Raw genomic sequence first — 21,635 nt, forward strand, 5'->3', positions numbered from 1 at the left:
TATTGAATGATTAGGTTGTACCCATGGGATGAAGCCCGTGGGTACAACCTAATCACTCAATCATATCTCATGGCTTTGGCAGATATACGCTGAACGTTGCTCCCTGTCCGGGTTGGCTACTGGCACTGATGGCCCCACCGTGATTAGCTACTACTTTCTCACAGATCGCCAGGCCAATCCCCGTCCCGATATATTCGTTTTTGCCGTGTAATCGCTGAAATACCTGAAAAATCCTGTCAACGTACTTTTCGTCAAAACCAATACCATTGTCACTTACGTCGATGCGATGGTAAGTGGCTGTTTGTCGGGTCGGCTTAACGAACGCTGGTAAGTCTTCGGCGGGTAGCGGCTTTGAGCTTACATGAATAACAGGGCGTTCGCCGGGACGGCGGAATTTCAGCGCGTTACTCACCAGATTCTGAAACAATTGCTCCAGCTGCGACTGGTCACCCTGGATGTCAGGCAGCGTATTTAAGGTGATCATCGCATTGGTTTCCTGAATGCGCAGGTCTAAATCGGTCAGTACATTTTTAAATACAGCCGACAGCGAAACGGGTGCAATGGTATCCTGTTGGGTAGAAATGCGGGAGAAACTTAGCAGATCGCGAATCAGCGTCGACATACGGCTCGCTGCCGACTGCATGCGTTCGAGGTAGTTAATTCCATCACCTAGTTGCCCGGCGTATCGATTTTTAAGGAGGTCACCAAACTGCTGAACTTTGCGGAGAGGTTCCTGCAAATCGTGACTGGCAACGTAAGCAAACTGCTGAAGGTTGCTGTTGGAGCGGTTCAACGCCTGATTGCTGACTTCGAGGGCGGTGTTCGTTTGGGCCAGTTCTTCATTTTTTATCTTTAACAGCTTTTGGGTTTCTTTCTGCGCTGTTAAATCCGTAAGAATCAGGCTCAGGCAGTCCCCGCCGTCTAACTGCATGGGGGTTACCGACAAAAGACACGGGACGATAGTGTGGTTGATACTTTTAATGGATAGCTCCTCTTTCTTGTTCCCTAGCCAGCTTTCGTTGAAGAGTAGGTCAAAGGCCGACTGCATGTCGGGTGACACAAACTCTCTGAATCGTAAGCCAAAGACTTTTGTCAACGGTAACTCAACCATAGTGGCAAAGGCTGAATTACTATACAGGATATACCCTTCACGGTTGAGGGTTACGGCCCCTTCATTCATGGTTTCGATGAAGATGCGGTATGTATGGTCTGCCGTTTTAAGTGTATAGAGTTCGTGCCCTTCCGTTCCCTGAACAACAAGTGCGTCAATCTGACCGGTTCGGATGGCCTGAATTGTTTCGGTTGCTTCGTAAAGTTGCCAGCGTAGATTTTCATTTTCAGCCAGCAACTGTTCATATGGTTTGGCCCCGTTCATCCTCCTCAATTAGTAATGCCTAAGCCCGATAAAACTTTTTTTGTGTCGGATAGATCGCCTATCAGTCTCCGCTCCGGTAGCGGCAAACGTTTGATCAGCAAAGGTAGAGCAATAAGCTGCTCCCGCTCAGCCAGCATTTTTTGCTGGTGAACATCAATGATTTCCAATGAGTATTTGCCGGGCAGATACTGTTCACAAATTTGCTTGATGTTTGCAATCGCCCGTACCGAGTTCAGGGAAATGCCGGTTACAAATAATTGTAAGACATAGTGCTGACCTTCGCTGTACGGATCAGTGCTCTCCTGGGTTGGTGATTGATTGATCATTTACTTAATTGCCGGGCGAATATTCAAACCTACCAGCACTTTCTCCTCATTCGATAAGTCGCCGATGATCTTACGAATAGGCTCAGGTACTTTTTTTACCAGCGTTGGTACTGCAAATATCTGATCGCCTTCTGCCAGTTGTGGTTTTACCAGCAGGTCAATGACTTCAATAGCGTATTTGCCTTTTAAATGCTCTTCGCAATACTTTTTCAAGTTCGAGAGCGCCATTTTGGATTTAGGTGTGTTACCGGCAATGTAGAGTCGTAACTCCCAGTTTTCTTCGTTCGTTTCCATTCATCAAGTGGGTGATCAATCGTTATTAGACATTGGTTAATCGATATGTCGCCAGCGTAATGATTGACGTGTAGTCGTTTGTCCAATGGCGTGAATAACCTTATGTCCTAATAACCAGTACTTACGTAGCCAGGGGTGAGTTATTCGTTATGACGGCTACGGGTCATCTGTTCCCGGTTTTTCTCCATCACTTCTTTTCGTAACTCATCCTCAATGTACGTTTTATTCAACTCATCCTGAACAGACTCAAATTCTTCTTTCAGGCTGGCAATCTTCGATTCCAGTATCAGCTTCTTACGCTCAATTTCGCGATCTTTCCGGTTGGTCGCATACTCCCGTATAACAATGCCCGTTTCTTCAAGAAGTTGCTGCGCTTCCCGGGCAGAACCCGTAAGCACACCCTCTGAGCCAAGGTAAACATTAACCAGATCAAGGCCTTTGTCGGTTATGATAAACTCCCGGACCTGATTGGAGTGTTTCATTCCCCGCGATTTCATCACGTATAGCCCACGGTTCCGTTCGCCGTTAAATTCGATATCCTTTACCAGTAGCCAGGCGTCTACCAGTGATGAAACACCCTCGTCGGTCTGCTCATTAATAACATTATTAAGCGTAAGGGCCGTAAACAAAACCGTAATCTGCTCCGCCTGTAAGAAGTCGATCAGCCGGATCAGCATCGACTTCACATCGCTGACCGTTCCAACGGTAATCAGGTTGGTAATCGGGTCCAGAATGACGACTGATGGCTTGAACTCTTTGATTTGTTTATGAATAGCCACCAGGTGCATCTCAAGCCCGTTCAGGGTTGGGCGCGACGCCTGGAACTTCAGCAAGCCTTTATCAATATGCGTTTGAAGGTCGAAACCAATCGAGCGCATGTTACGAATGATCTGAAATGATGACTCTTCGAAGGCAAAATAAATGCAGCGTTCATTCCGGAGGCAGGCTTCATTGGCAAAGCTGGCCGCAATACTTGTTTTACCGGTACCGGCGGTGCCTGAAATCAGAATGCTGCTGCCTTTGAAAAAGCCCTGCCCGTCGAGCATCTTATCCAGGGCCGGAATCCCGGACGACACTCGTTCCGACGATACCGGATGATCGAGCGTCAGGGAGGTAACGGGCAATACGGAAATCCCTTTCTCATTGATCAGGAAAGGGTATTCATTCGTACCATGCATGGACCCCCGGTATTTGACAATACGCAGCAGCCGTGTTGAAATCTGGTTACTGACCCGGTGGTCAAGTAGAATAACACAGTCGGATACGTATTCTTCCAGCCCGTGGCGGGTTAAGGTACCGTCACCACGTTCACCGGTAATAATGGTTGTAACTTTGCGCGCTTTAAGCCACTCGAAAAGCCGCCTTAACTCAGCCCGAAGAATCCCCTGGTTTGACAGACCAGAAAATAGATTCTCAATCGTATCCAGCACGACCCGTTTGGCACCAATCTGGTCTATGGCATAGCCCAGCCGGATAAATAGCCCATCGAGGTCATACTCGCCAGTTTCTTCTATTTCACTTCGTTCAATGTGAACGTGATCCAGCTTGATGAGTTTATCTTTTTGAAGCTGGTTCAGGTCGAATCCCAGTGAGGCTACATTTTGAGCCAGCTCTTCCGATTTCTCTTCAAAAGCCATAAAGACTCCCGGTTCGTTAAATTCCAGGGCGCCCCGCACGATGAACTCAATGGAAAAAAGCGTTTTACCGCAGCCAGCGCTACCGCAAATCAGTGTTGGACGACCTTTCGGTAGCCCCCCTTTGGTAATTTCATCCAATCCTGTAATGCCGGTAAGCGTTTTGGGGAGGGATGATAAATAAGAATTTGGCGTGTTAGCTGTCTCTAAACTCATTTACGTACAAAAAGGATGAACAACTTTTACTCTTGACTCAGTAGAAAAATTATCCGAACCTGACAAATGATAGGCTTATAACTCTACGCTTCGACAATCTCGTATCTTATTTATCTAATAACATACGATAGCAAACAAATCAATATATATACTATTAAATGTACTGAATAGTTTGAAGATTCGGTTAGAGCGAATGGGGTTACAGGTAAAACGTACTGGTTAATGTAAATAGAATATTAAAGTGATAAATTAAGTAGATTAATTGGCTGAACATCCGATTAACGGTGTGACATGTGGAGAGAATTAATACTTAAATCAGCGAGCGTTTGATACTAGCCATGAGCTAACACCAAACGCTCGCTGATTTAAGACGCCAGATAAGCCTAAAATTGACCGATTTACGTACCAGAAGTGACAAATAGTTTCAGCTGCAATTGATCATTCTGCTTGAGCTGATCCCCAAGCGCAGACCGCTGAAGCAGCGTTCTGATCGTATAACCGCCTTGAGGGGTTGGTGCCGCCAGCAGCAGCGGTTGCGCCAGTGCTTTTTTCTTAATAATCTGGCCAATGTAGTAGGTCAGGTCAATCGTATAACTATCGGTAAACAAAATAGCCAGCGGGTCTACGTAATAGCTGCCACTTGCGGTTTCACCGCCGGAAACACCACCCGGTATTGAGGCAATGAATTCGTTCTGGTTATTGGTTTGGTACAGTTGCAGACTCGATAGGGGCGGGTAGTTGTCCCGTCTGTCGAGACGAACGGAGCTAACAACCAGAAGGGCTCTATTCAGATCAGCAAGGTTCTCAGGTCGAAAGAAATTATTCAGATAAGGGAACTCAATCCGGGTTTGTAGGCCGGAACCTACTGAAACAAAGGTCGTATTGTTAGTCTGGCTGCTGCTGACAATGTCGGAACGGCTTTTTAAAGCACTCAATGGCGTACCACTACGGTCATTGATGATCTTGGTGAAATGCAGCGAAGTCACCGGGAACAGAAGTGTAGCGGCCGTGCGGTTCAGGTCGGTATCATGGTAATACATTCGTAGTCCGCTAACAGTACTACTCGTCGACAAGCCGATAAATGTATTGGCGGCCGAACTGGAGGTTATCGCAAAACCCGGCAGAAAATCGTTCAGGTTTACGTTGTTGCTGATCTCCCCGCTAATGATTTTATCGAACAGGTTCTGCGCCAGTGAATCCGGCATGCGAACCTGTATGCGACGGGTGCCGCTAAATGGATGAGGAACAAACGATCGTTTGGCAATGGGTTTGGCGGCATACCCAATCGAACTGGTATTATAATAATACTGGGCGGGCATCGGTCTGTTGAGCAGACTAACATTCATATCAAATGTTGAGGTCGTATCGCCGTAAACGAACGAATAACCGAATTCCAGCACCAGCGAATCCAGCCGAAAGTTTGTCTGGGAGACTAATGAGTTGGTAGGGTAATCGATGGCCGCAAATGATTGAACGGTCTGCTGTCCAGTTTGCGCGTCCTTCCAATACCCAACAGCTATATCCGGCTCAGAAGATCCCGATGTCAGGAATGAGTCGGTCCGCATAACCGTGGAGGAACGTACCGTCACGGAGTCGAGGGAAAAGACCTGCAACTGCTGCGGATTAATAACCGACTGACCTACGTTGAGATCGCCCGATTGACAACCAGATAGCACGATACCGGCCAGCCAAAGCAAACCGGCGTACCAGAGAATACGCATAAGCAAATAATTCAGGGAATTTTTACGCCCAACCGGCGTAGTTCGTCATTCGTTAGGGTAGGCATGGCCTTATCCTTTTGTATCTTCTCGGCTACCCGCTCACCAACGCGTTTTGCTTCATCTTTGGAAGCAAAGCCTACTATTCCGGGCTGACCCGGAATAGTAGGCTGATGAATGAGTAGCTCTCCGTTAGTGACTATAGAATAGCCCCAGCCGCCAGCCGTTTGAAACACGTCAACTGTATACGGATGCATACGCTGGTAAACAAGCCTGACCGTTAGAACCGCCAGTACAAGCAACACCAGAAGCAAGCCTTTGCGTACCAGGTTAGTTTTCACTGATGGGCCAGCTTTTTTTAATGAGCTATCCTGCACCTTGCTTAGTTAATAACCTGCTCAACGGCCGGATCGAAATCCCACAGATCGTCGAAACGGCTTGTTCCGCTGGAACTACCCGTAGTAACGTAACCTTTGTTTCCAATTGCAAAGCCTACTGCGTTCTGACGGGGAGATCCTTCAAAAGACCCGAGTTGTGCCCAGGTATCATCGGCCGGGTTGTACTGCCAAACGGATACGTTATCGCCAAGTGTTACATACCCTTTGCCATTAATGGCGAACCCAATACCATAGCTGCGCTGAACGGCCTGATCGGTCAGGAAGTCGAGCTTCTGCGTCCATACATCCGTGGCTGGATCATATACATACCAGTCACGCTGGGCAATACCATTGTTGTTCCCGGTACCTGCATAGGCTTTCCCATCAATCACAAAAGCGACACCGCCAATGCGTTTTTCACCACCGTAGCTAGCTACCTTGGTCCAGGTATTGGCCGTGGGGTCAAACGCCCACATGTCTTTGAGGTAGTTACCGTCGTTGCCGGTGGCCACATACCCTTTGTTGCCAATCCCGAAAGCCAGCGAACCGTAGCGGGCTGTTCCGCCGAAATCCGAAACTTTAGTCCAAATGTTGGTTGTTGGATCGTAGCTCCAGAAATCCTTCAGCTTGTCGCTGTTGACATTGATGCCAGTGCCGATATACCCTTTGTTGCCGACAGCAAACCCTACGCCAGAATAGCGTGCTACACCACCATAGTTGGCTTTTTGTGTCCAGGCATTTTTGGCCGGATCATAAGCCCAGAAATCCTGAAGCCGCTGGTTACTGGCGTCAAGGCCGGTACCCATATAAGCAATATTATTAATGACAAAACTAGACGCACCCGAACGGCCTACGCCTTCAAATGCGGACCGTTTTGTCCAGTCGCCCAGAGTCGACACCGTAGTGGAGCTGCTACAGCCAATCAGGAGTCCTGCCCAGCCGATAGAAAGAGCACCCAGCATCCAGTTTATCCGTTGCTGTTTTTTACCTGTCTTCGTTACGGGAGAGAGCAGAGCCTCTTGGGATACAGATTGCGGCTGGGAGTCGGTAGCCGAATGAAATCGGAATGGTAAATGAATCATGAACAAGAGCGTAAACGAACGAACTAAAACGTAAAGTTATACCAATTTGAGTTAAGAACGACGATTTTGCCATCCCGGTCGGGATGAGTTAGCCCGGAAAGAAGCCTGAACGTATCACAAATGAGGCAAACTGGACAACCTTCAGTGTGATTGGGGACTCAAAAGCGTTCTGCAAAATTACGTCAAACAGGTGTTACATACCAACGTACTACTTTCATAAAAATTCTTAATTGTTGCCGAATAAGGTAAGTAAAAGGACAAAGTAAGACGACTACCACATCAGGACCCGCCTGGTATGGTAGTCGTTGGAACAGGGTTGAAAAAAGGCAATTATAATTTCAGATTCTTAATGGCCCGTATCATGGATTGACCACCGGCTTTCCGCTGAATTGATGAACCCATCTGTATAAATGGATTTCGGACAGCCGCCCGGCGTCCGCCCGCAGTATTTCCCGAAATCTGATTCAGGGCTGCGTTCAGCAAGTTTTCGTTCGTATCGCCTAGTGGCAACAGCGGCATCGTTTCCTCTACCTCAATGTTAGGCGTAAACCCGGTTGAGTAGTCAGACTGACCTGCGTTATTGTACGATTTGAACACAATGGGCTGCATGCCCCACTTAATCTTGCCGGTCTCATCGGTAACGGTGATCGACCCTACGTTTTTACCGTATGTGGTCGTGCCAATGGTCGTAACGGTCATGTACGGGCGCAGCCCATTAATGATCAGTTCACTGGCCGAAGCGGTTTGATCCGTCGTAAGGACAAATACCCGTGATAGGTTATTGCCTATATTCTGAGGTTTGTCAAGAAAATTCTGAAGAAAGAAGCTGCTGCCGTACTCCTGCTGTAAATAGGGAGTAATGGTGCTGTTCCATTCTTCACGAAAATACAGTTTACTGGAGTTAATACCCTTTCCGATCAGGCTGGCCAGGTTGGCAGACGAGGACGTGTAGCCGCCCGGGTTATACCGTAAATCCAATACCAGTTCACTAACCCCCTGGGCTTTAAATTTACTGAAGATGGCATCGACCTGCGCATCATACTCATTGGCTTTGCTGCCATTCGCACCGGGAACAAACTGATTGTAGACCAGATACCCGACTTTTTTGGAACCAACGGTGTAGATCGAGTCCAGAAAGACGGGGTTTTCCTGAAACACGGTGGCTGTTACGCTGCGGGTCTGGTCCGAATCAACGATTGAATTACCGCTTACCGTACCCAGTCCATACGTAAACGTGGTGCCCGTAAACAACAGGTCCGAATAATTCGTGGTGTTAAGTAACTGACCGTTCACTTTTGTGATGACGTCGCCCCGTTTCAACCCCGCTTTTTCTGCCGGAGAACCGGGCGATACGTACAGCACCTGGGCGATAACCCCCGTTGAGCCTGATGCCCGCAGGTACAGGTTGAAATTCATGCCGGTTGTCGTTGATTCGCCACTTAACTCAGCCGTCAATGTATTTGCATCGTTTTCAATCCACGAAAAACGGTCGCCGGTAGGATTCGTCGTGGCGTTATATTTGTTCAGGATGGAATCGAAGAAAACATCGGGAGCTAAAGTCGTATCTGGATTAGCCGGGATTTTATCGTTCCAGTAATACAGATCTCTCATGTTGGCCAGTATCCAACTATCTACCGTGGTGTTTTCGTTTACTAGGGCCGTCGTCGTTTGCGGGGTAACGTCATCGGTCGTTTTCTTACAGCCCGATAAGGACCCGATAAAACCAAGCAGTACGACGACCAGTAAGGATTTATGCTGCCCAATCACCTGATTTAAAGTTGCCCGTTGGGCTTTGTTCACAACGTGTTGTTTCATAGAGTTTTTAGGCGGGTTGAAAGACCGACCTGCCTACTCTATTTTACGTATCTGAAAAGCTAAATGTTGCAGACGTACCCTAAAGAAAGATGATTTAATTAGCATTTAATCTGTTTGATAAATACTATTTCTGATTGTATTTACTAGTATACTTGTAAAGTAGGGTAATTGGTTTTTAAAACACTTTACTTACTGCCTGAAAGCAACTGAATAGGCTAGGGAATACCCTAATATTAGCTTAGAATCAGGCAATTAACCGAAAATGAGGTATATATTTATCCGGATTATATCGTTTAATGGGTATAAGTCATCCATGTTTGTTTTGTATCTTTGACAGACTAATCAACGACCGTAGTAACTATTCCTGTGGAAAGACGTAATGCGTTAAAAACAATGGCGGGCGCCCTTGGTGGTCTGGTAAGCCTACCCGCCTGGGCTAACGGCTGGACGACCGAAACTGTCCAATCGACCCGTACAATCCTCTCCCAAAGCCAGACTGACCTGCTGGCCGAGTTAGTTGAAACAATCATCCCGGCAACGGATACCCCCGGGGCAAAGGCACTCAACGTTCATCAGTTTGTGCAGAAAATGGTGGCCGACTGCTACCCGAAAACTGTGCAGGAGAATTTTCAGAAAGGGCTCGATTCGCTCGATGGACTGGCTAAATCGGCCTTTAGTAAATCATTTACGGAAGGGGATACCGCCCAGCGCATTGCCCTGCTAACGCTGCTGTCAAAATCATCGGATAGTGCGCAAAAGGATTTTTATTCGCTTGTGAAAGGGTTGACGGTTAGGGGATATACCACGTCGGAGTACGTTATGACCAACCTGACCCATTACCAATTTATTCCCGGTCATTATTACGGGTGTGTTCCCGTGCAACAAAAGGCCGTTTCCCAGACCAAATAAAGTTGACCGTTGCTGGGTGTTAGTAACGTCACAGACCGGCAATGTCCGACAATTAAAAAACCACGTTTATCATGTCTTATTTTAATATAGACGCTCAGGCAATCAATACTTACGACGCCATAGTCATTGGCTCGGGTATCAGTGGGGGGTGGGCCGCCAAAGAACTGACTGGCAAAGGGTTACGTACACTCGTTCTCGAACGGGGTCGGGATGTTCGGCATATTACGGATTACCCCACAACCAACACACAGCCCTGGGAATTCGAGCACCGCAACCAACTTAAGCGGGAGGTTAAAGAGGCTAACCCAATCATTAGCAAGTGCTATGCGTTTTACGAAGGAACGGAGCAGTTCTTTGTGAAAGATGCCGAGCATCCGTATATACAGGAGAAACCGTTCGACTGGATTCGGGGCTATCAGGTAGGCGGTAAATCGCTGATGTGGGCGCGGCAAACGCAGCGGTGGAGCGACTTCGATTTTGAAGGCCCCGCCCGCGACGGATTTGCGGTCGACTGGCCGATTCGCTATGCCGATATTGCCCCCTGGTACAGTTACGTAGAACGGTTTGCCGGAATTTCGGGCAATAAAGACGGACTGGCGACATTACCCGATGGCGAGTTTCTGCCCCCGCACGAGTGGAACTGTGTAGAAAAGCATTTTCAGAAAAAAGTGGCCGGGAAATACAAAGATCGGCACGTCATCATGGGTCGGGCGGCCCACATCACCAAACCGCAGCAGGTGCATTATGATCAGGGGCGAGCGCAGTGCCAGCACCGTACCATCTGTGAGCGGGGCTGTCCGTTTGGCGGCTATTTCAGCAGTAACTCATCGACCATTCCCTGGGCAGCTAAAACGGGGAAAATGACCCTCCGGCCAAACTCGGTCGTGCATTCGATCATTTATGATGAGAAAAAGGGCCGGGCTACCGGGGTTCGGGTTGTCGACTCCCAAACCAAGAAAATGACCGAGTACTATGCCCGGATTATTTTCCTGAATGCTGCCGCGCTGAACTCCAATCTGGTATTGCTGAACTCGACCTCCAGCCGGTTCCCAAATGGGCTGGGTAACGACAGCGGTGTGCTGGGTAAATACGCGGCCTTCCACAACTACCGGGCGGGGATTTCAGCCGAATACGACGGTGATCTCGATTCAACTACCGACGGGCGCCGGCCTAACAGCCCCTACATTCCCCGTTTCCGCAACGTACTGAAGCAGGAAACAAACTTCCTGCGTGGGTATGCGGCCGGTTTCTCGGCGGGGCGCAGTTCGTATTCGGATCAGAATGCCATTGGTGCCGATTTGAAACATAACCTGCTCAACCCAAAACTCGGCGGCTGGTATGTCGGCTCGCACATGATGGGCGAAACCATCCCGAAAGAAAGCAACTATGTAGCGCTCGATTCATCGCAGAAAGACCCGTTTGGAATTCCGCAACTGAAGATTTCCATCGCTTATGATGATAACGACGATAAGATGGTGAAGGATTATCAGGAGCAGCTTACGGAAATGTTCACCGAAGCCGGTTTCAAGAATATTCGTGTTCGGGACAGCCACGCCAGTCCTGGCCTCGACATTCACGAAATGGGTGGCGTACGCATGGGGAAAGACCCCAAGACGTCGATGCTAAATAAATGGAACCAGCTACATGCCGTCAAAAATGTTTTCGTGACGGACGGCTCCTGCATGACCTCCACATCGACCCAAAATCCTTCGTTGACCTATATGGCGCTGACGGCGCGTGCCGCCGATTATGCCGTGAAGGCAATGAAGAAAGGGTTGGTATAGAACAACTTATTTCTTTAAAGATTTGCAACGCCATTCACTTGTATGTATGGCGTTGTGTTTTTAATGGATTTTTTATCACATAAAACGAGTGCTTACGTACCTTTAGCGATTGAACGCGCGGGTATTTGGCCCGCTGCCCATTAACTGACCTATTTTTTATGAATCAGTCCTCTAACATTACGCGCCAACAGTTTCTTAAGATGGGGGCCCTGGCAGCCTCGGCGGCCCTTATGCCGCAACTGGATGTGTTTGCGGCTACGTCAAAAAAAGTTGGCTTACAACTGTATACGCTGCGTGACCTGATGGCAAAAGATCCCGAAGGAACCCTGCGAAAAGTTGCTCAGCTAGGCTATAAAGAAGTTGAACCTTTTGGCTATTCGGACGGGAAATTCTTCGGTAAAACACCCAAAGAGTTTGCTGCCCTGATAAAAGAATTGGGAATGACGGCGCCCAGCGGCCACTATACGACAGGCAAAACGATGCCCAAGATGAAAGGAACGCTGACGAATGACTGGAAGCGGGCCGTTGACGATGCGGCTGCCATAGGTCAGAAATATATGGTTTGCGCTTATCTGTTTCCCGAAGAACGGACCAAACTGGACGATTATAAAGCCTTTACCGACCTGTTCAACAAATCGGCCGAAGTCGTGAAGGCCGCCGGGATGCAGTTCTGCTACCATAACCACGACTTTGAGTTTATGGCACTTAGTGGTAAAATACCCTATGATGTTTTGACGAGTGGAACCGATAAAAATCTGGTTAAACTCGAACTCGATTTGTACTGGGCTACGAGGGCGGGTCAGGACCCCGTCGCGTTATTTAAAAAGCACCCAGGCCGGTTCCCGCTCTGGCACGTGAAAGACATGGAAAAAACAGCGGAAAAGGCTTTCGCACCGGTTGGTACTGGTTCTATTGACTTCCAGCGTATTTTCGATGCCAAGAAAACGGCGGGAATGACCCACTACTTTGTAGAACAGGACGTTTGCAAACTGCCACCACTTGAATCAATTGCCATCAGCATCAAAAATATTGACAAGCTGAAAGTTTAAGCGTTTGAACTGGACCGCCTGGCCTGTGTTTGGGCTACTTCGTAATGCAGGCCAGATGGTTCTGATTCACAAACATGCAGGTAGATAATTGCCGTTCTGGTCAGATTGGTAATGTTAAGGTCAGCGTTGTGCCCACATTCAGTTTACTCGCCAGATTTATTTGTCCGCCCATAAGCTTTATATATCGATTCACAATGTGAAGACCCAGGCCGGTACCCTGGATGGTTGATACATTTTTAGCCCGGAAAAACCGCTCGAACAAACGTTTCTGATCGTCTTCCGATATGCCGATTCCCTGATCCTGTACGCTCAGTATCAGCAAGCTGTTATCGCAGAAAGCCTGTATTCTTATTTCCGATTCCGGCCCTGAATATTTTACTGCATTGGAGAGCAGATTGATGAGGATTTTTCGAAATAGGGAAGGGTCCAGGTTAATGAAATCCGGACACGAAAGCGTAACCTCAATTGATTGCTTATGCTCAAATGCATCCTGTATATAGTGCACCGTTTCGCTGACTAGCTGCGACAAATCAACCGCAACAGGATTTACGTTGATCTGCCCTTCCTGAAGTTTTTCCAACGATAAAAATTCTTCGAGAATGTCGTTGAGGTGCTTGACCGCGATTTTGATTCGCTCGATGTGCTTTAGTTGCCGGTCCTGCTGATTAGTGATCTCGGCGTATTTTTCGAGGAGCGAGGTGGAGGTCAAAATTGTGGTTAATGGCGTCCGAAACTCATGAGATGCCATGGAAACAAATCGGACTTTCAATTCGCTCAATTCCCGTTCAACATCCAGCGCCCGTTCCAGTTCGTTTCGTGACTGCTCCAGTTCGCTGAGTGTCTGGGAGAGCGCATGCGTCCGGTCGGCTACTTTTTGTTCCAGCTCGGCGCTGTAGCGGGCCTGTTCTTCGGCCTGCCGTTGTTGAGTAACGTCCAGAAATGTGATGATGGTACCAGTGCCCAATCTTGAAACTACCGAAAAGATGATTTTGCCATCGGGGGTTTGGGTTTCACGCCGTAACGTCTCGCCGGTTTCTACCACCTGGGTCAAAAGGGCGATCATCTGGTTGGCATTTCCCGAGAAATCAATGGAACGCACTGTCTGATTTGAAACCTGTTGCCAGTCTGGCGGTAGCGAATTTTTTGCCTGCTCGTTAAAATAGGTATACCGGAAGTCAATGATCCGGCCTGTATCATCCAAGATAGGCTCGGCCGTCAAGATACCGATCTGCACCGACTCGCTGATGCGCAACAGAAGGTCGTTTTGCTGCTGATGAGCTTCTTCTATCTGTTTTCGGGCAGTTATATCCACATAGGTGATCATGATCCCGTCACCGAGCTGTACATATACGATGTTATACCATCTGTTTAACGGTTGGTAATAGTGCTCCCGCTCCAGAGGTATGCCCGTTTCACAAATATGCCTGAATCGGCTAATGGTATCAGGCGTTATTGATTCTGAAAAAACATCTGTAAGCAGTTGCCCGGTTATATCGGCCGCCCCCCCAATTACTGCTTTGGCAACTCGATTAACCTTCACAACACGAAAGTCCGTTATGTCGCCTAAAGGACTTCGAACTGCCTGATAAACTATGATACCCAATAGCGTTGTTGCAAACACCCGCTCAAGTAGGGTTGTTTGCATTTCTCGTTGTATTTCGGCTTCTTTTCGCTGTGTAATATCCGTGTAGGTAACGACAACATAGTTTTCAAAACGCCGAAAAGATGATTTCAGCCAAAGGTATAGTCCATCAGTACGGTGTGTGTACACTTCCCGATCAAGCGGTACACCCGTTTCACTTACTTGTTTAAGGGCATTGAAGCGTTCGCTCTGGAGCCCTTCGGGGGTTAACTCACTAAATAGCCGGCCAATGGCATGCTCCATAGACAATGCCATAACACTGGCCGATACCTGATTAGTCATCACCAACCGAAAGTCTACCACCGTATTCTGATCATCGTAAACCGTTTCAAAAACTGTAATAGCGTCTGGTAAGGCATCCAGAATCCCCTGGAGAAACGATTTTATTTCCATGTATGGTGTTTGAAAGCGGATAAACGACTCGACTAATCTGAAACAATCTTAATTCATTTAAGGAAAGATACGAATAGTTAAATGTAAGAAAATGGGAGAATAATCAAAAAGCATATACTTTTAGTGTATTGAATTTGTGAATGGGTTTATGCTTTCTTGCTTATTGCCAGCAAATCCAGATACAACACAAGACACTCCGCCGGGTAGACGTCATGACATCTACCCGGCGGAGTGTCTTGTGTTGTATCTGGATTTGCCCTTAAAGTCCGAACAATTTATGACAACCTGCCGAACCGCTCGAACGCCTGTCGGTCCAGCTCCTCCCGGTGGTCGGGGTGGGCGATGTTGATAAGCGCCCGGGCCCGCTGACGCAGGTTCTGGCCGTAAAGGTCAGCAATGCCGTACTCCGTAACGATGTAATGAACGTGGGCGCGGGTGGTCGTTACACCGGCGCCTTCCTTTAGGAAAGGGACTATTTTACTAAGGCCTTTACTGGTCGTGGAAGGCAGCGCAATAATAGGCTTACCACCTTCCGAGAGTGATGCACCCCGTACAAAGTCCATCTGGCCGCCTACGCCTGAATACTGATAAGTACCAATGGTATCAGCGCAAACCTGGCCGGTCAGGTCGATCTCGATAGCTGAATTGATGGCCGTGACTTTAGGATTTCGTCGGATGATGGCCGTATCGTTGGTGAAACTGGCCTGTTTCATGGCCACCCCCGGATTGTCGTCGATAAAATCATACACGCGCTGGCTGCCCATTACGAAAGCCGAAACGATTCGGTATGGGAGTACCGTTTTGTGTTCGCCCGTGATAACGCCCCGCTCCACCAGGTCAATGACCCCGTCTGAGAACATTTCGGTATGAATACCCAGTCCTTTGTGGTGAATAAGTTCGGCTAAAGTGGCATTGGGAATGCCGCCGATACCCAACTGGAGCGTAGCCCCATCCTCAACCAGACTGGCCACATACTGCCCGATTTTCCGATCGTCGGCGCTGATCTCTCCGGGCAGTACTTCATACACGGGTTCATCCACCTCCACAGCCGCATGTAACATCGACGTTGGAATCAGGCCGTCGCCGTGGGTTCGGGGCACACGCGGGTTTATTTGGGCAATTACATATTTAGCCGCATGGATGGCCGCCAGCGAAATATCTACCGATGGACCCAGGGAACAATAGCCGTGCACATCCGGCGGTGATACCTGAATAAGCGCCACGTCGATGGGTAAAATATTGCGACGGAACAAAAGGGGAATCTCGCTCAGAAATACGGGCACGTAATCGCCGATTCCCTGATTAAGCTGCTTGCGCATATTAGCCCCGATAAAGAATGAGTTTGGCCGGAATGACGACTGAAGGGTGCTGTCCAGATAGGGCAGGGGGCCTTCAGTATGCATATGGCAGACTTCCACATTGGTCAATTCACTGGCCCGGCCGACCATAGCCTTAATCAGCACGTGGGGCGTTTGAGCAACGCTATGGATGAAAACACGATTGCCGGACTGGATAGCCGAAACGGCCTGTTCGGGGGTGGTAAGGGGAAGGATTGATGGCATACTAATTGGCTGAAACAGGCTTCGGCTGTTCTGTTCTACTGAAAAATAATACTGAAACAGCCGAAGCCTGTTTCAGCCGTAAGCGGCATACCAACACAACGTCTGGATGCAGACAGGAGTTTTGTGAAATGACTATTTATGGGCTTGTAAGATTGGACTGGCCAGCATCTGCTGAAACCATCGTCCTGATGCCTTTACAATCCGTTGCTGCGTCCGGAAGTCGACATACACCAAGCCGAAGCGGGGCCGATAGCCCTCGGCCCATTCGAAGTTGTCGAGGAAAGTCCAGGCAAAATACCCTGCTAAAGGTATACCCTCCTGTTTGGCCCGAAGAACGTTACGCAAATAATTCTGATGGTATTCCATCCGGGCTACATCATTTACCCTGCCCTGCTCCACTGTGTCGTAAAAGGCAGCCCCGCTTTCAGTAATGTATATTTTTTTGACGCCTTCGTACTGCGCGAACTGGCGAATGATCCGGTACATACTTTCGGGGTACACCTCCCAGCCCATTTCGGTAATCGTCTGCACGTTTCGGCGGAGGGGCGAAACGTCCTTTGCCCATAAATACGGCATGAAATACGACTGCTCGACCACCGCCCTGAAGTAGTGCTGTAGTCCAATAAAGTCAAAGTCGAAGGCTAGCCGCTCCATATCGCCCGGTTTGGCTACTTTTTTGGCTATGCCCGACAGAAACGGCAACTCCTTTGCCGGGTAACCAAGGCCGAGGGTTGGTTCCAGAAAAAGCCGGTTGAGCAGAGCATCCACCCGGTTAGCGGCAGCCTGATCGCCGGGAGTAAACGGGTCGATGGGTGAGCAGGAAAAAGTCGTGCCCACCTCCGCATCGGGAATATTCTGCCGCACTACCCGCCCACCTTCGGCCTGAGCCAGGGCTGTATGATGAATGGCCGGTAACAAATTCCGGAAGCTTCGCCGGCCGGGCGCGTGCTGGCCGGTGAAATACCCAAGGATGGACGAAGCCAGTGGTTCATTAAGAATGAGCCAGTGTTTGACTTTGTGCCCAAACGCTTTCGTACAGACATCGGTGTACTCGGCAAACCAGTCGACAATCTGGCGATTGGGCCAGCCCCCTTTGTTTTCAAGCGCCTGTGGTAAGTCCCAGTGGTACAGCGTAATCCAGGGGGTTATGCCAAGCGACAGGCAGTGATCGATAAGCTGGTCGTAAAAGCGCAACCCCGCTTCGTTGATACGACCACCGTGTTTGGGGCCGAGACCATCAGGCAGAATGCGTGACCAGGAGAGCGAAAAGCGAAAAGCATCGAAGCCCATTTCTTTATGCAGCCGAAGATCTGATTCATATCGGTCGTAGAACTCGCAGGCTATATCGCCATGCTCCCCGGTTTTGATTTTACCTTTCTGATGGCTGAATGTATCCCAGATGGATGGTCCCCGCCCGTCGCGGTCAACGGCTCCTTCAATCTGGTAAGCGGCTGTAGCCGTTCCCCAGACAAAACCGGGTCCGAAATCGTGCTTCATAACTCGTCAAAAATCAACAATTCTCCGCCTGCTGACCAACTAACAGCGAGTGGGTTAGCCATTGGTCGGTTGAGAGTGTTGTCGTCTGCGTACATTTAAGGCAAAACTAAGCACTGACAGGTTATGCCCATCATTACCCGGAAAAAGCAAATTTATTCGATAGGTAACCAGTTGAGGGACTACCTGGTTCAGTACAATCGCGAACACCGGTTGCCTATTCAATATGCCGACCTGCTTCGGTACGATAATTCAATCGCGCTTTTCGATAAACGCGAACGTGATACCCTTTGGGAGACCGTTTTTTATCCGGCCTCCGAGGTGGATGATATTCTACTGGCGCTCAAAACGATTTACGCCATCCTGAAAGCCGACGGAGATATGTCGGTAACCGGGCATTTAACCATCGACCGGGTCGATTTGTGCTCCTACGGTAACACAATGCCCTTTCGGGTACGCGTTCGGAATCTGGTAAATGATAATTTCGACTATTTCTACATCAAAAATGCCGATGCTTCCCGGATTTATGGCCTTGAACTGGAACATATTCTCTCCCCCAATCGCATCAGTTACCTGACCAGCGGGCAGACGTTGATCGAAGAACACATAGCGGGTATACCGGGCGACATGTTCTTTGAACAGCAAATGCAGGACCCCGACCGCAACCCGGTTCGGCTATGTAAAGAATTTGTGAAATTTAATGAACGGTGCTTTGTACGGCTGTTAGGCGACATGCATTCCAGCAATTTTGTGGTGGACATCACTCCCGATTTCGATGAAGTATACTACCGAATCCGGGCTATCGACTTCGACCAGCAATCGTACGAAGGGCGGAAATCGGTGTACATGCCACAGTATTACCGGCAAAATCAACCCATCATCGACCTTGGCCGTGCCTGCCTGACACCCGAAAGTGTGCACCAGTATCAGGTTGAAGAGCGGTCGCTGGTGGCCGGGCGGCTGCGGGTCGAGCAAATACGGATTCATGAGTTGATGGTTGCCATGCGACAGGATAGCCTGGCTCCGGTGAGTAATGTAGAGCAGCTTCGCGAGGCACTCAACCGGCACTACCGTACCCGAAAATTCACCAAATGCCGGACAATGGGCGATATCGTCTGGCAAAGCCTGGAAGTAGTAGCGGCTCATTGATCCGTAACGGCCCGCGGCCCCAGTCCTTTGCAGGTGGGGCCGCGGGCTGTTACGGCAGGATAGATAAGAGGCTGGGCTAATTAGCCGCGACGACCGTAGGGCATTGGCCGGTTGGGTCGATTGTTTTGCTGGTAGGCGAACAGCCGATCCCGTTGCGAAGAGGTGAGCACCGCCAGCACATCCTGACGTTTGCGGAGCTGAAGCTGGCGGAAACCATCCGGCGTCATGCGGGCGGTGGCAAACAACTGGTCGTAATTATTTTCGATTTTACGGAGCTGCTTTTCCTGCCTGCGGGTCAGATTAACAATGGCATCTATACGGTCAATTTTTAGTTCGTCCTGCATTTGATCGTTGTTATAACGACCCTGTGCCTGCGGAGCACGGTTGTCGAAGGGTCTTGAGTAAACACCCTGTGCAAAGGTGGTGGCGGTGGTAAGGGCGAATAAAGTAAGGGCGGCTGCGATTGTCTTTTTCATGATCAAGTTGCTTGTTTTTATGGGTTACTTGATCGTTAGAGGTAAATCGGTGGCGCGCGTTTAATGGGGGAGTAGGGCCTACTTGCCGAATGCCCGTTTTTACGGTCCGAATCGCCTTGTTTTACGCCTGAATGGCCTTTTCTTTTTGTTCCTGCCGGTGGGCCATACCCTGAGCGATGATACTGGCCACAATTAGCTGAAGGGCGTGGTATACCATAATGGGCAGCAGCACAACCCCGGCAATGTTGCCCGGGAACAGTACGTTGGCCATGACGCTGCCCTGCACCAGCGATTTTTTAGAACCGCAGAACAACGCCGTAATGCGGTCTTCCCGGTTAAAGTTTAACAAACGACTGAGGAGGTGAATAAAACCGAAAATAAGGAAGAACAAGCTCAGCATCATGCCCGCTAGTTCGAGTAAGTCACCTGCTGAGTAGCTGGCGAATAAGTTGAGCGAAAACGATTCACAGAATGCCGTATAGACGATCAGCAGAATAGTCAGCTGGTCGAAGTAGCGTAGATATGATTTATGTCGTTCGGCAAACCAGCCTAGTCGCCGATTCAGCAGCAGACCCAGTATCACGGGAACAATGACCTGAATTGTCAGCTTCCCAATCACACTATTGAGATCATACTGGCCATTGGTACTGCTCAGCAGATAGCTCATCCAGAGTGGAGTAATAAACACGCCAATCAGGCTGGAGATACTGGCATTGAAGATAGCAGCCGGAATGTTGCCACCAGCAATGGAAACCATCACGATAGATGACGACACCGTAGAGGGTAGGGCTGCTACGTAGAAAATGCCCAGCCAAAGTAATTCGGTATCAGGCGTCATAAGAAACGAACGCGCTGCCAGCACAACGGCGGGGAAGACAATAAAGGTGGACGAATGAATGAGTAGATGCAGCCGGTAGTTACGCAGCCCTTCCTTTAACTGGTCGAAATTCAGGCGAAGTCCATAGAAAAAGAAAATCAGGGTAACGCCATAATTGGCCAGCGCCGACAGCGAAAATGGGCCTTCCTGAATCCCGGGTTCGGGCCAGAGTTTAGCCAGGCCAATCATAGCTAACAGGGCAAGAATGAACCAGTCGAGCCCAACACGGGCCAAAAGAGAGCCTAACGAAGTTTTTGCCATAAAATCCGGGAATGTGTCCGTAAACCTATCAAATAATTGTCCAGCCCTGACTAGTTTGCCCCGAATCTGGTTAAATCCATCCCGTATTTATAAAACAAACCTGCATCAATCATACACAAAACGATATGAAAACTGAAAAAGAAAAAATGCTCGCCGGGGAGTTGTATAACGCGCTCGATCCGGAACTTACGCAGGAGCGAATCCACACTCGGTTACTGCTGAAAGCATTGAACGAAAGTCCGGAAGACCAGCCTGAACGTCGAACCCGAGTATTACAGGAGTTGATTCCAAATTCGGGTAAAGGATTTTGGATGCAACCTCCGTTCTTTTGCGATTACGGATACAACATCATTCTGGGTGATAATGTCTTTTTTAATTTCAACTGTGTGGTGCTGGATGTAATGACCGTTACCATTGGAAGCAGAACCTTGTTTGGCCCTAATGTGCAGATCTACGCAGCAACCCATCCAATAAACTGGAGCGAACGGGCATCCGGACTTGAGTATGCAAAACCCGTTACCATTGGGGAGGATGTCTGGATTGGCGGTAGCGTTGTCATTTGTCCCGGTGTAACTATAGGCGACCGGAGCGTGATTGGCGCGGGGAGTGTGGTTACGCGCGATATACCAGACGATGTATTTGCGGCTGGTAATCCATGCAAGGTCATCCGCAAACTGACAGAGTCGGAAACGAATGAGTCAGCTAGACAAGTCGAATGAAACCTGAATCAGATTCGGGAAACTACTAGCCGAGCGATTATGAACAAACCAAAAGACTGTACAACTTTGTTAGCGTGTCTTTTGGTCGTTCATGTGCAACGTCAGGACATCCAGTAATGCCTTATTGGCTTGCTGAGTTGATAACTCGTGGGCATGCATTAGCCCTTTTAACAGAGCAGAATACAGCAGGGTAATGCCACTGCGGCAGCGGTGTATTTCTGGTGAGTCGGCAGCTGGTAGTATTGGCCTCCCGATCAGATCTTCGTAGCGTATCATTCTGACGACAACTCCACCTAGCCGGGATGGTTCTGGAGAAGTGCTGGCATAAAAGTCTTTCATCGCTGATTCAAGTTTAGCCCGAAGGTTGATAATACACAGTATTTCACTCCGGTAACTTGGGTTGTTATAGATGGCCTCCACCAACTCATCATGGGTTTTCATGGCATTGATCTTGTTTGGGATAGAGAAACGTAGGGCATTATT

At 48.9% G+C, this 21,635-nt stretch carries 19 protein-coding genes; 5 read left to right on the plus strand and 14 right to left on the minus strand.

The features are described from left to right. Nucleotides 1–67: 67 nt before the first annotated feature. The 8 genes from NT073_RS17250 to NT073_RS17285 form a co-directional block, all read right to left on the minus strand. The gene (locus NT073_RS17250; protein ID WP_297375827.1) at nt 68–1,375 is read right to left on the minus strand and encodes an ATP-binding protein; all 1,308 of its coding nucleotides are present in this window, start codon (nt 1,373–1,375) and stop codon (nt 68–70) included. 5 nt (nt 1,376–1,380) lie between these two features. Then, nucleotides 1,381–1,701 carry a circadian clock KaiB family protein gene (locus tag NT073_RS17255; protein ID WP_297375829.1) on the minus strand — a complete coding sequence of 107 codons (321 nt, stop codon included), beginning with the start codon at nt 1,699–1,701 and terminating at the stop codon, nt 1,381–1,383. Beyond that, complete coding sequence (locus NT073_RS17260; RefSeq protein WP_012926478.1) at nt 1,702–1,995, minus strand: circadian clock KaiB family protein; 294 nt, start codon at nt 1,993–1,995, stop codon at nt 1,702–1,704. A gap of 140 nt (nt 1,996–2,135) precedes the next feature. Beyond that, nucleotides 2,136–3,845, minus strand: coding sequence for a circadian clock protein KaiC (gene kaiC / locus NT073_RS17265; protein WP_297375833.1), 1,710 nt, complete (start codon nt 3,843–3,845; stop codon nt 2,136–2,138). Between the two features lie 398 nt (nt 3,846–4,243). Further along, nucleotides 4,244–5,566 (minus strand): DUF4270 family protein, encoded by a 1,323-nt coding sequence (locus tag NT073_RS17270; RefSeq protein WP_297375835.1) that lies wholly within the window; start codon nt 5,564–5,566, stop codon nt 4,244–4,246. An 11-nt stretch (nt 5,567–5,577) separates the two neighbouring features. Next, nucleotides 5,578–5,904, minus strand: coding sequence for a DUF4907 domain-containing protein (locus NT073_RS17275; RefSeq protein ID WP_297375837.1), 327 nt, complete (start codon nt 5,902–5,904; stop codon nt 5,578–5,580). 41 nt (nt 5,905–5,945) lie between these two features. Further along, nucleotides 5,946–7,022, minus strand: a complete 1,077-nt coding sequence (locus NT073_RS17280) for a kelch repeat-containing protein (RefSeq protein WP_297375839.1) — start codon at nt 7,020–7,022, stop codon at nt 5,946–5,948. A gap of 330 nt (nt 7,023–7,352) precedes the next feature. Further along, the gene (locus NT073_RS17285) at nt 7,353–8,837 is read right to left on the minus strand and encodes a S41 family peptidase (RefSeq protein ID WP_297375841.1); all 1,485 of its coding nucleotides are present in this window, start codon (nt 8,835–8,837) and stop codon (nt 7,353–7,355) included. A 393-nt stretch (nt 8,838–9,230) separates the two neighbouring features. Between NT073_RS17285 and NT073_RS17290 the strand changes: the two genes are divergently transcribed. From NT073_RS17290 to NT073_RS17300, 3 genes are all read left to right on the plus strand, one after another. Continuing rightward, nucleotides 9,231–9,746, plus strand: a complete 516-nt coding sequence (locus NT073_RS17290; RefSeq protein ID WP_297377057.1) for a gluconate 2-dehydrogenase subunit 3 family protein — start codon at nt 9,231–9,233, stop codon at nt 9,744–9,746. 71 nt (nt 9,747–9,817) lie between these two features. Continuing rightward, nucleotides 9,818–11,530, plus strand: coding sequence for a GMC family oxidoreductase (locus NT073_RS17295; protein WP_297375843.1), 1,713 nt, complete (start codon nt 9,818–9,820; stop codon nt 11,528–11,530). A 158-nt stretch (nt 11,531–11,688) separates the two neighbouring features. Beyond that, nucleotides 11,689–12,579, plus strand: coding sequence for a sugar phosphate isomerase/epimerase (locus tag NT073_RS17300; RefSeq protein WP_297375845.1), 891 nt, complete (start codon nt 11,689–11,691; stop codon nt 12,577–12,579). 100 nt (nt 12,580–12,679) lie between these two features. On the opposite strand, the gene NT073_RS17305 is transcribed toward NT073_RS17300, so the two are convergent. From NT073_RS17305 to NT073_RS17315, 3 genes are all read right to left on the minus strand, one after another. Next, nucleotides 12,680–14,614, minus strand: coding sequence for an ATP-binding protein (locus NT073_RS17305; protein WP_297375847.1), 1,935 nt, complete (start codon nt 14,612–14,614; stop codon nt 12,680–12,682). Between the two features lie 275 nt (nt 14,615–14,889). Then, the gene (locus tag NT073_RS17310; RefSeq protein WP_297375849.1) at nt 14,890–16,176 is read right to left on the minus strand and encodes an acetyl-CoA hydrolase/transferase C-terminal domain-containing protein; all 1,287 of its coding nucleotides are present in this window, start codon (nt 16,174–16,176) and stop codon (nt 14,890–14,892) included. A 132-nt stretch (nt 16,177–16,308) separates the two neighbouring features. Further along, nucleotides 16,309–17,673, minus strand: coding sequence for a GH1 family beta-glucosidase (locus tag NT073_RS17315; RefSeq protein WP_297375851.1), 1,365 nt, complete (start codon nt 17,671–17,673; stop codon nt 16,309–16,311). A 123-nt stretch (nt 17,674–17,796) separates the two neighbouring features. On the opposite strand from NT073_RS17315, the gene NT073_RS17320 reads away from it, so the two are divergent. Then, entirely contained in the window at nt 17,797–18,819 is a 1,023-nt protein-coding gene (locus NT073_RS17320) for a hypothetical protein (protein WP_297375853.1), read from the plus strand. Nucleotides 18,820–18,899: 80 nt separating this feature from the next. On the opposite strand, the gene NT073_RS17325 is transcribed toward NT073_RS17320, so the two are convergent. Both NT073_RS17325 and NT073_RS17330 read right to left on the minus strand, forming a co-directional pair. Then, nucleotides 18,900–19,295, minus strand: a complete 396-nt coding sequence (locus tag NT073_RS17325; protein ID WP_297375855.1) for a hypothetical protein — start codon at nt 19,293–19,295, stop codon at nt 18,900–18,902. 121 nt (nt 19,296–19,416) lie between these two features. Next, nucleotides 19,417–20,433 (minus strand): bile acid:sodium symporter family protein, encoded by a 1,017-nt coding sequence (locus NT073_RS17330; RefSeq protein ID WP_297375856.1) that lies wholly within the window; start codon nt 20,431–20,433, stop codon nt 19,417–19,419. Between the two features lie 125 nt (nt 20,434–20,558). On the opposite strand from NT073_RS17330, the gene NT073_RS17335 reads away from it, so the two are divergent. Beyond that, nucleotides 20,559–21,152 carry a sugar O-acetyltransferase gene (locus tag NT073_RS17335; protein ID WP_297375858.1) on the plus strand — a complete coding sequence of 198 codons (594 nt, stop codon included), beginning with the start codon at nt 20,559–20,561 and terminating at the stop codon, nt 21,150–21,152. Between the two features lie 69 nt (nt 21,153–21,221). On the opposite strand, the gene NT073_RS17340 is transcribed toward NT073_RS17335, so the two are convergent. After that, nucleotides 21,222–21,593: a hypothetical protein gene (locus tag NT073_RS17340; RefSeq protein ID WP_297375860.1), complete on the minus strand. Its 372-nt coding sequence runs from the start codon at nt 21,591–21,593 to the stop codon at nt 21,222–21,224. Between the last annotated feature and the right edge of the window lie 42 nt (nt 21,594–21,635).

It is taken from the genome of Spirosoma sp. (assembly GCF_026391055.1).
GTDB lineage: Bacteria > Bacteroidota > Bacteroidia > Cytophagales > Spirosomataceae > Spirosoma.

Bases quoted from the DNA above. Each gene is read 5' to 3' on its own strand.
- NT073_RS17290 (WP_297377057.1), top strand. From the start codon at position 9,231: ATGGCGGGCGCCCTTGGTGGTCTGGTAAGCCTACCCGCCTGGGCTAAC.
- NT073_RS17250 (WP_297375827.1), bottom strand. From the start codon at position 1,375: ATGAACGGGGCCAAACCATATGAACAGTTGCTGGCTGAAAATGAAAAT.
- kaiC (WP_297375833.1), bottom strand. From the start codon at position 3,845: ATGAGTTTAGAGACAGCTAACACGCCAAATTCTTATTTATCATCCCTC.
- NT073_RS17260 (WP_012926478.1), bottom strand. From the start codon at position 1,995: ATGGAAACGAACGAAGAAAACTGGGAGTTACGACTCTACATTGCCGGT.
- NT073_RS17255 (WP_297375829.1), bottom strand. From the start codon at position 1,701: ATGATCAATCAATCACCAACCCAGGAGAGCACTGATCCGTACAGCGAA.
- NT073_RS17285 (WP_297375841.1), bottom strand. From the start codon at position 8,837: ATGAAACAACACGTTGTGAACAAAGCCCAACGGGCAACTTTAAATCAG.
- NT073_RS17270 (WP_297375835.1), bottom strand. From the start codon at position 5,566: ATGCGTATTCTCTGGTACGCCGGTTTGCTTTGGCTGGCCGGTATCGTG.
- NT073_RS17330 (WP_297375856.1), bottom strand. From the start codon at position 20,433: ATGGCAAAAACTTCGTTAGGCTCTCTTTTGGCCCGTGTTGGGCTCGAC.
- NT073_RS17280 (WP_297375839.1), bottom strand. From the start codon at position 7,022: ATGATTCATTTACCATTCCGATTTCATTCGGCTACCGACTCCCAGCCG.
- NT073_RS17340 (WP_297375860.1), bottom strand. From the start codon at position 21,593: ATGAAAACCCATGATGAGTTGGTGGAGGCCATCTATAACAACCCAAGT.
- NT073_RS17320 (WP_297375853.1), top strand. From the start codon at position 17,797: ATGCCCATCATTACCCGGAAAAAGCAAATTTATTCGATAGGTAACCAG.
- NT073_RS17335 (WP_297375858.1), top strand. From the start codon at position 20,559: ATGAAAACTGAAAAAGAAAAAATGCTCGCCGGGGAGTTGTATAACGCG.
- NT073_RS17310 (WP_297375849.1), bottom strand. From the start codon at position 16,176: ATGCCATCAATCCTTCCCCTTACCACCCCCGAACAGGCCGTTTCGGCT.
- NT073_RS17300 (WP_297375845.1), top strand. From the start codon at position 11,689: ATGAATCAGTCCTCTAACATTACGCGCCAACAGTTTCTTAAGATGGGG.
- NT073_RS17315 (WP_297375851.1), bottom strand. From the start codon at position 17,673: ATGAAGCACGATTTCGGACCCGGTTTTGTCTGGGGAACGGCTACAGCC.
- NT073_RS17325 (WP_297375855.1), bottom strand. From the start codon at position 19,295: ATGAAAAAGACAATCGCAGCCGCCCTTACTTTATTCGCCCTTACCACC.
- NT073_RS17305 (WP_297375847.1), bottom strand. From the start codon at position 14,614: ATGGAAATAAAATCGTTTCTCCAGGGGATTCTGGATGCCTTACCAGAC.
- NT073_RS17295 (WP_297375843.1), top strand. From the start codon at position 9,818: ATGTCTTATTTTAATATAGACGCTCAGGCAATCAATACTTACGACGCC.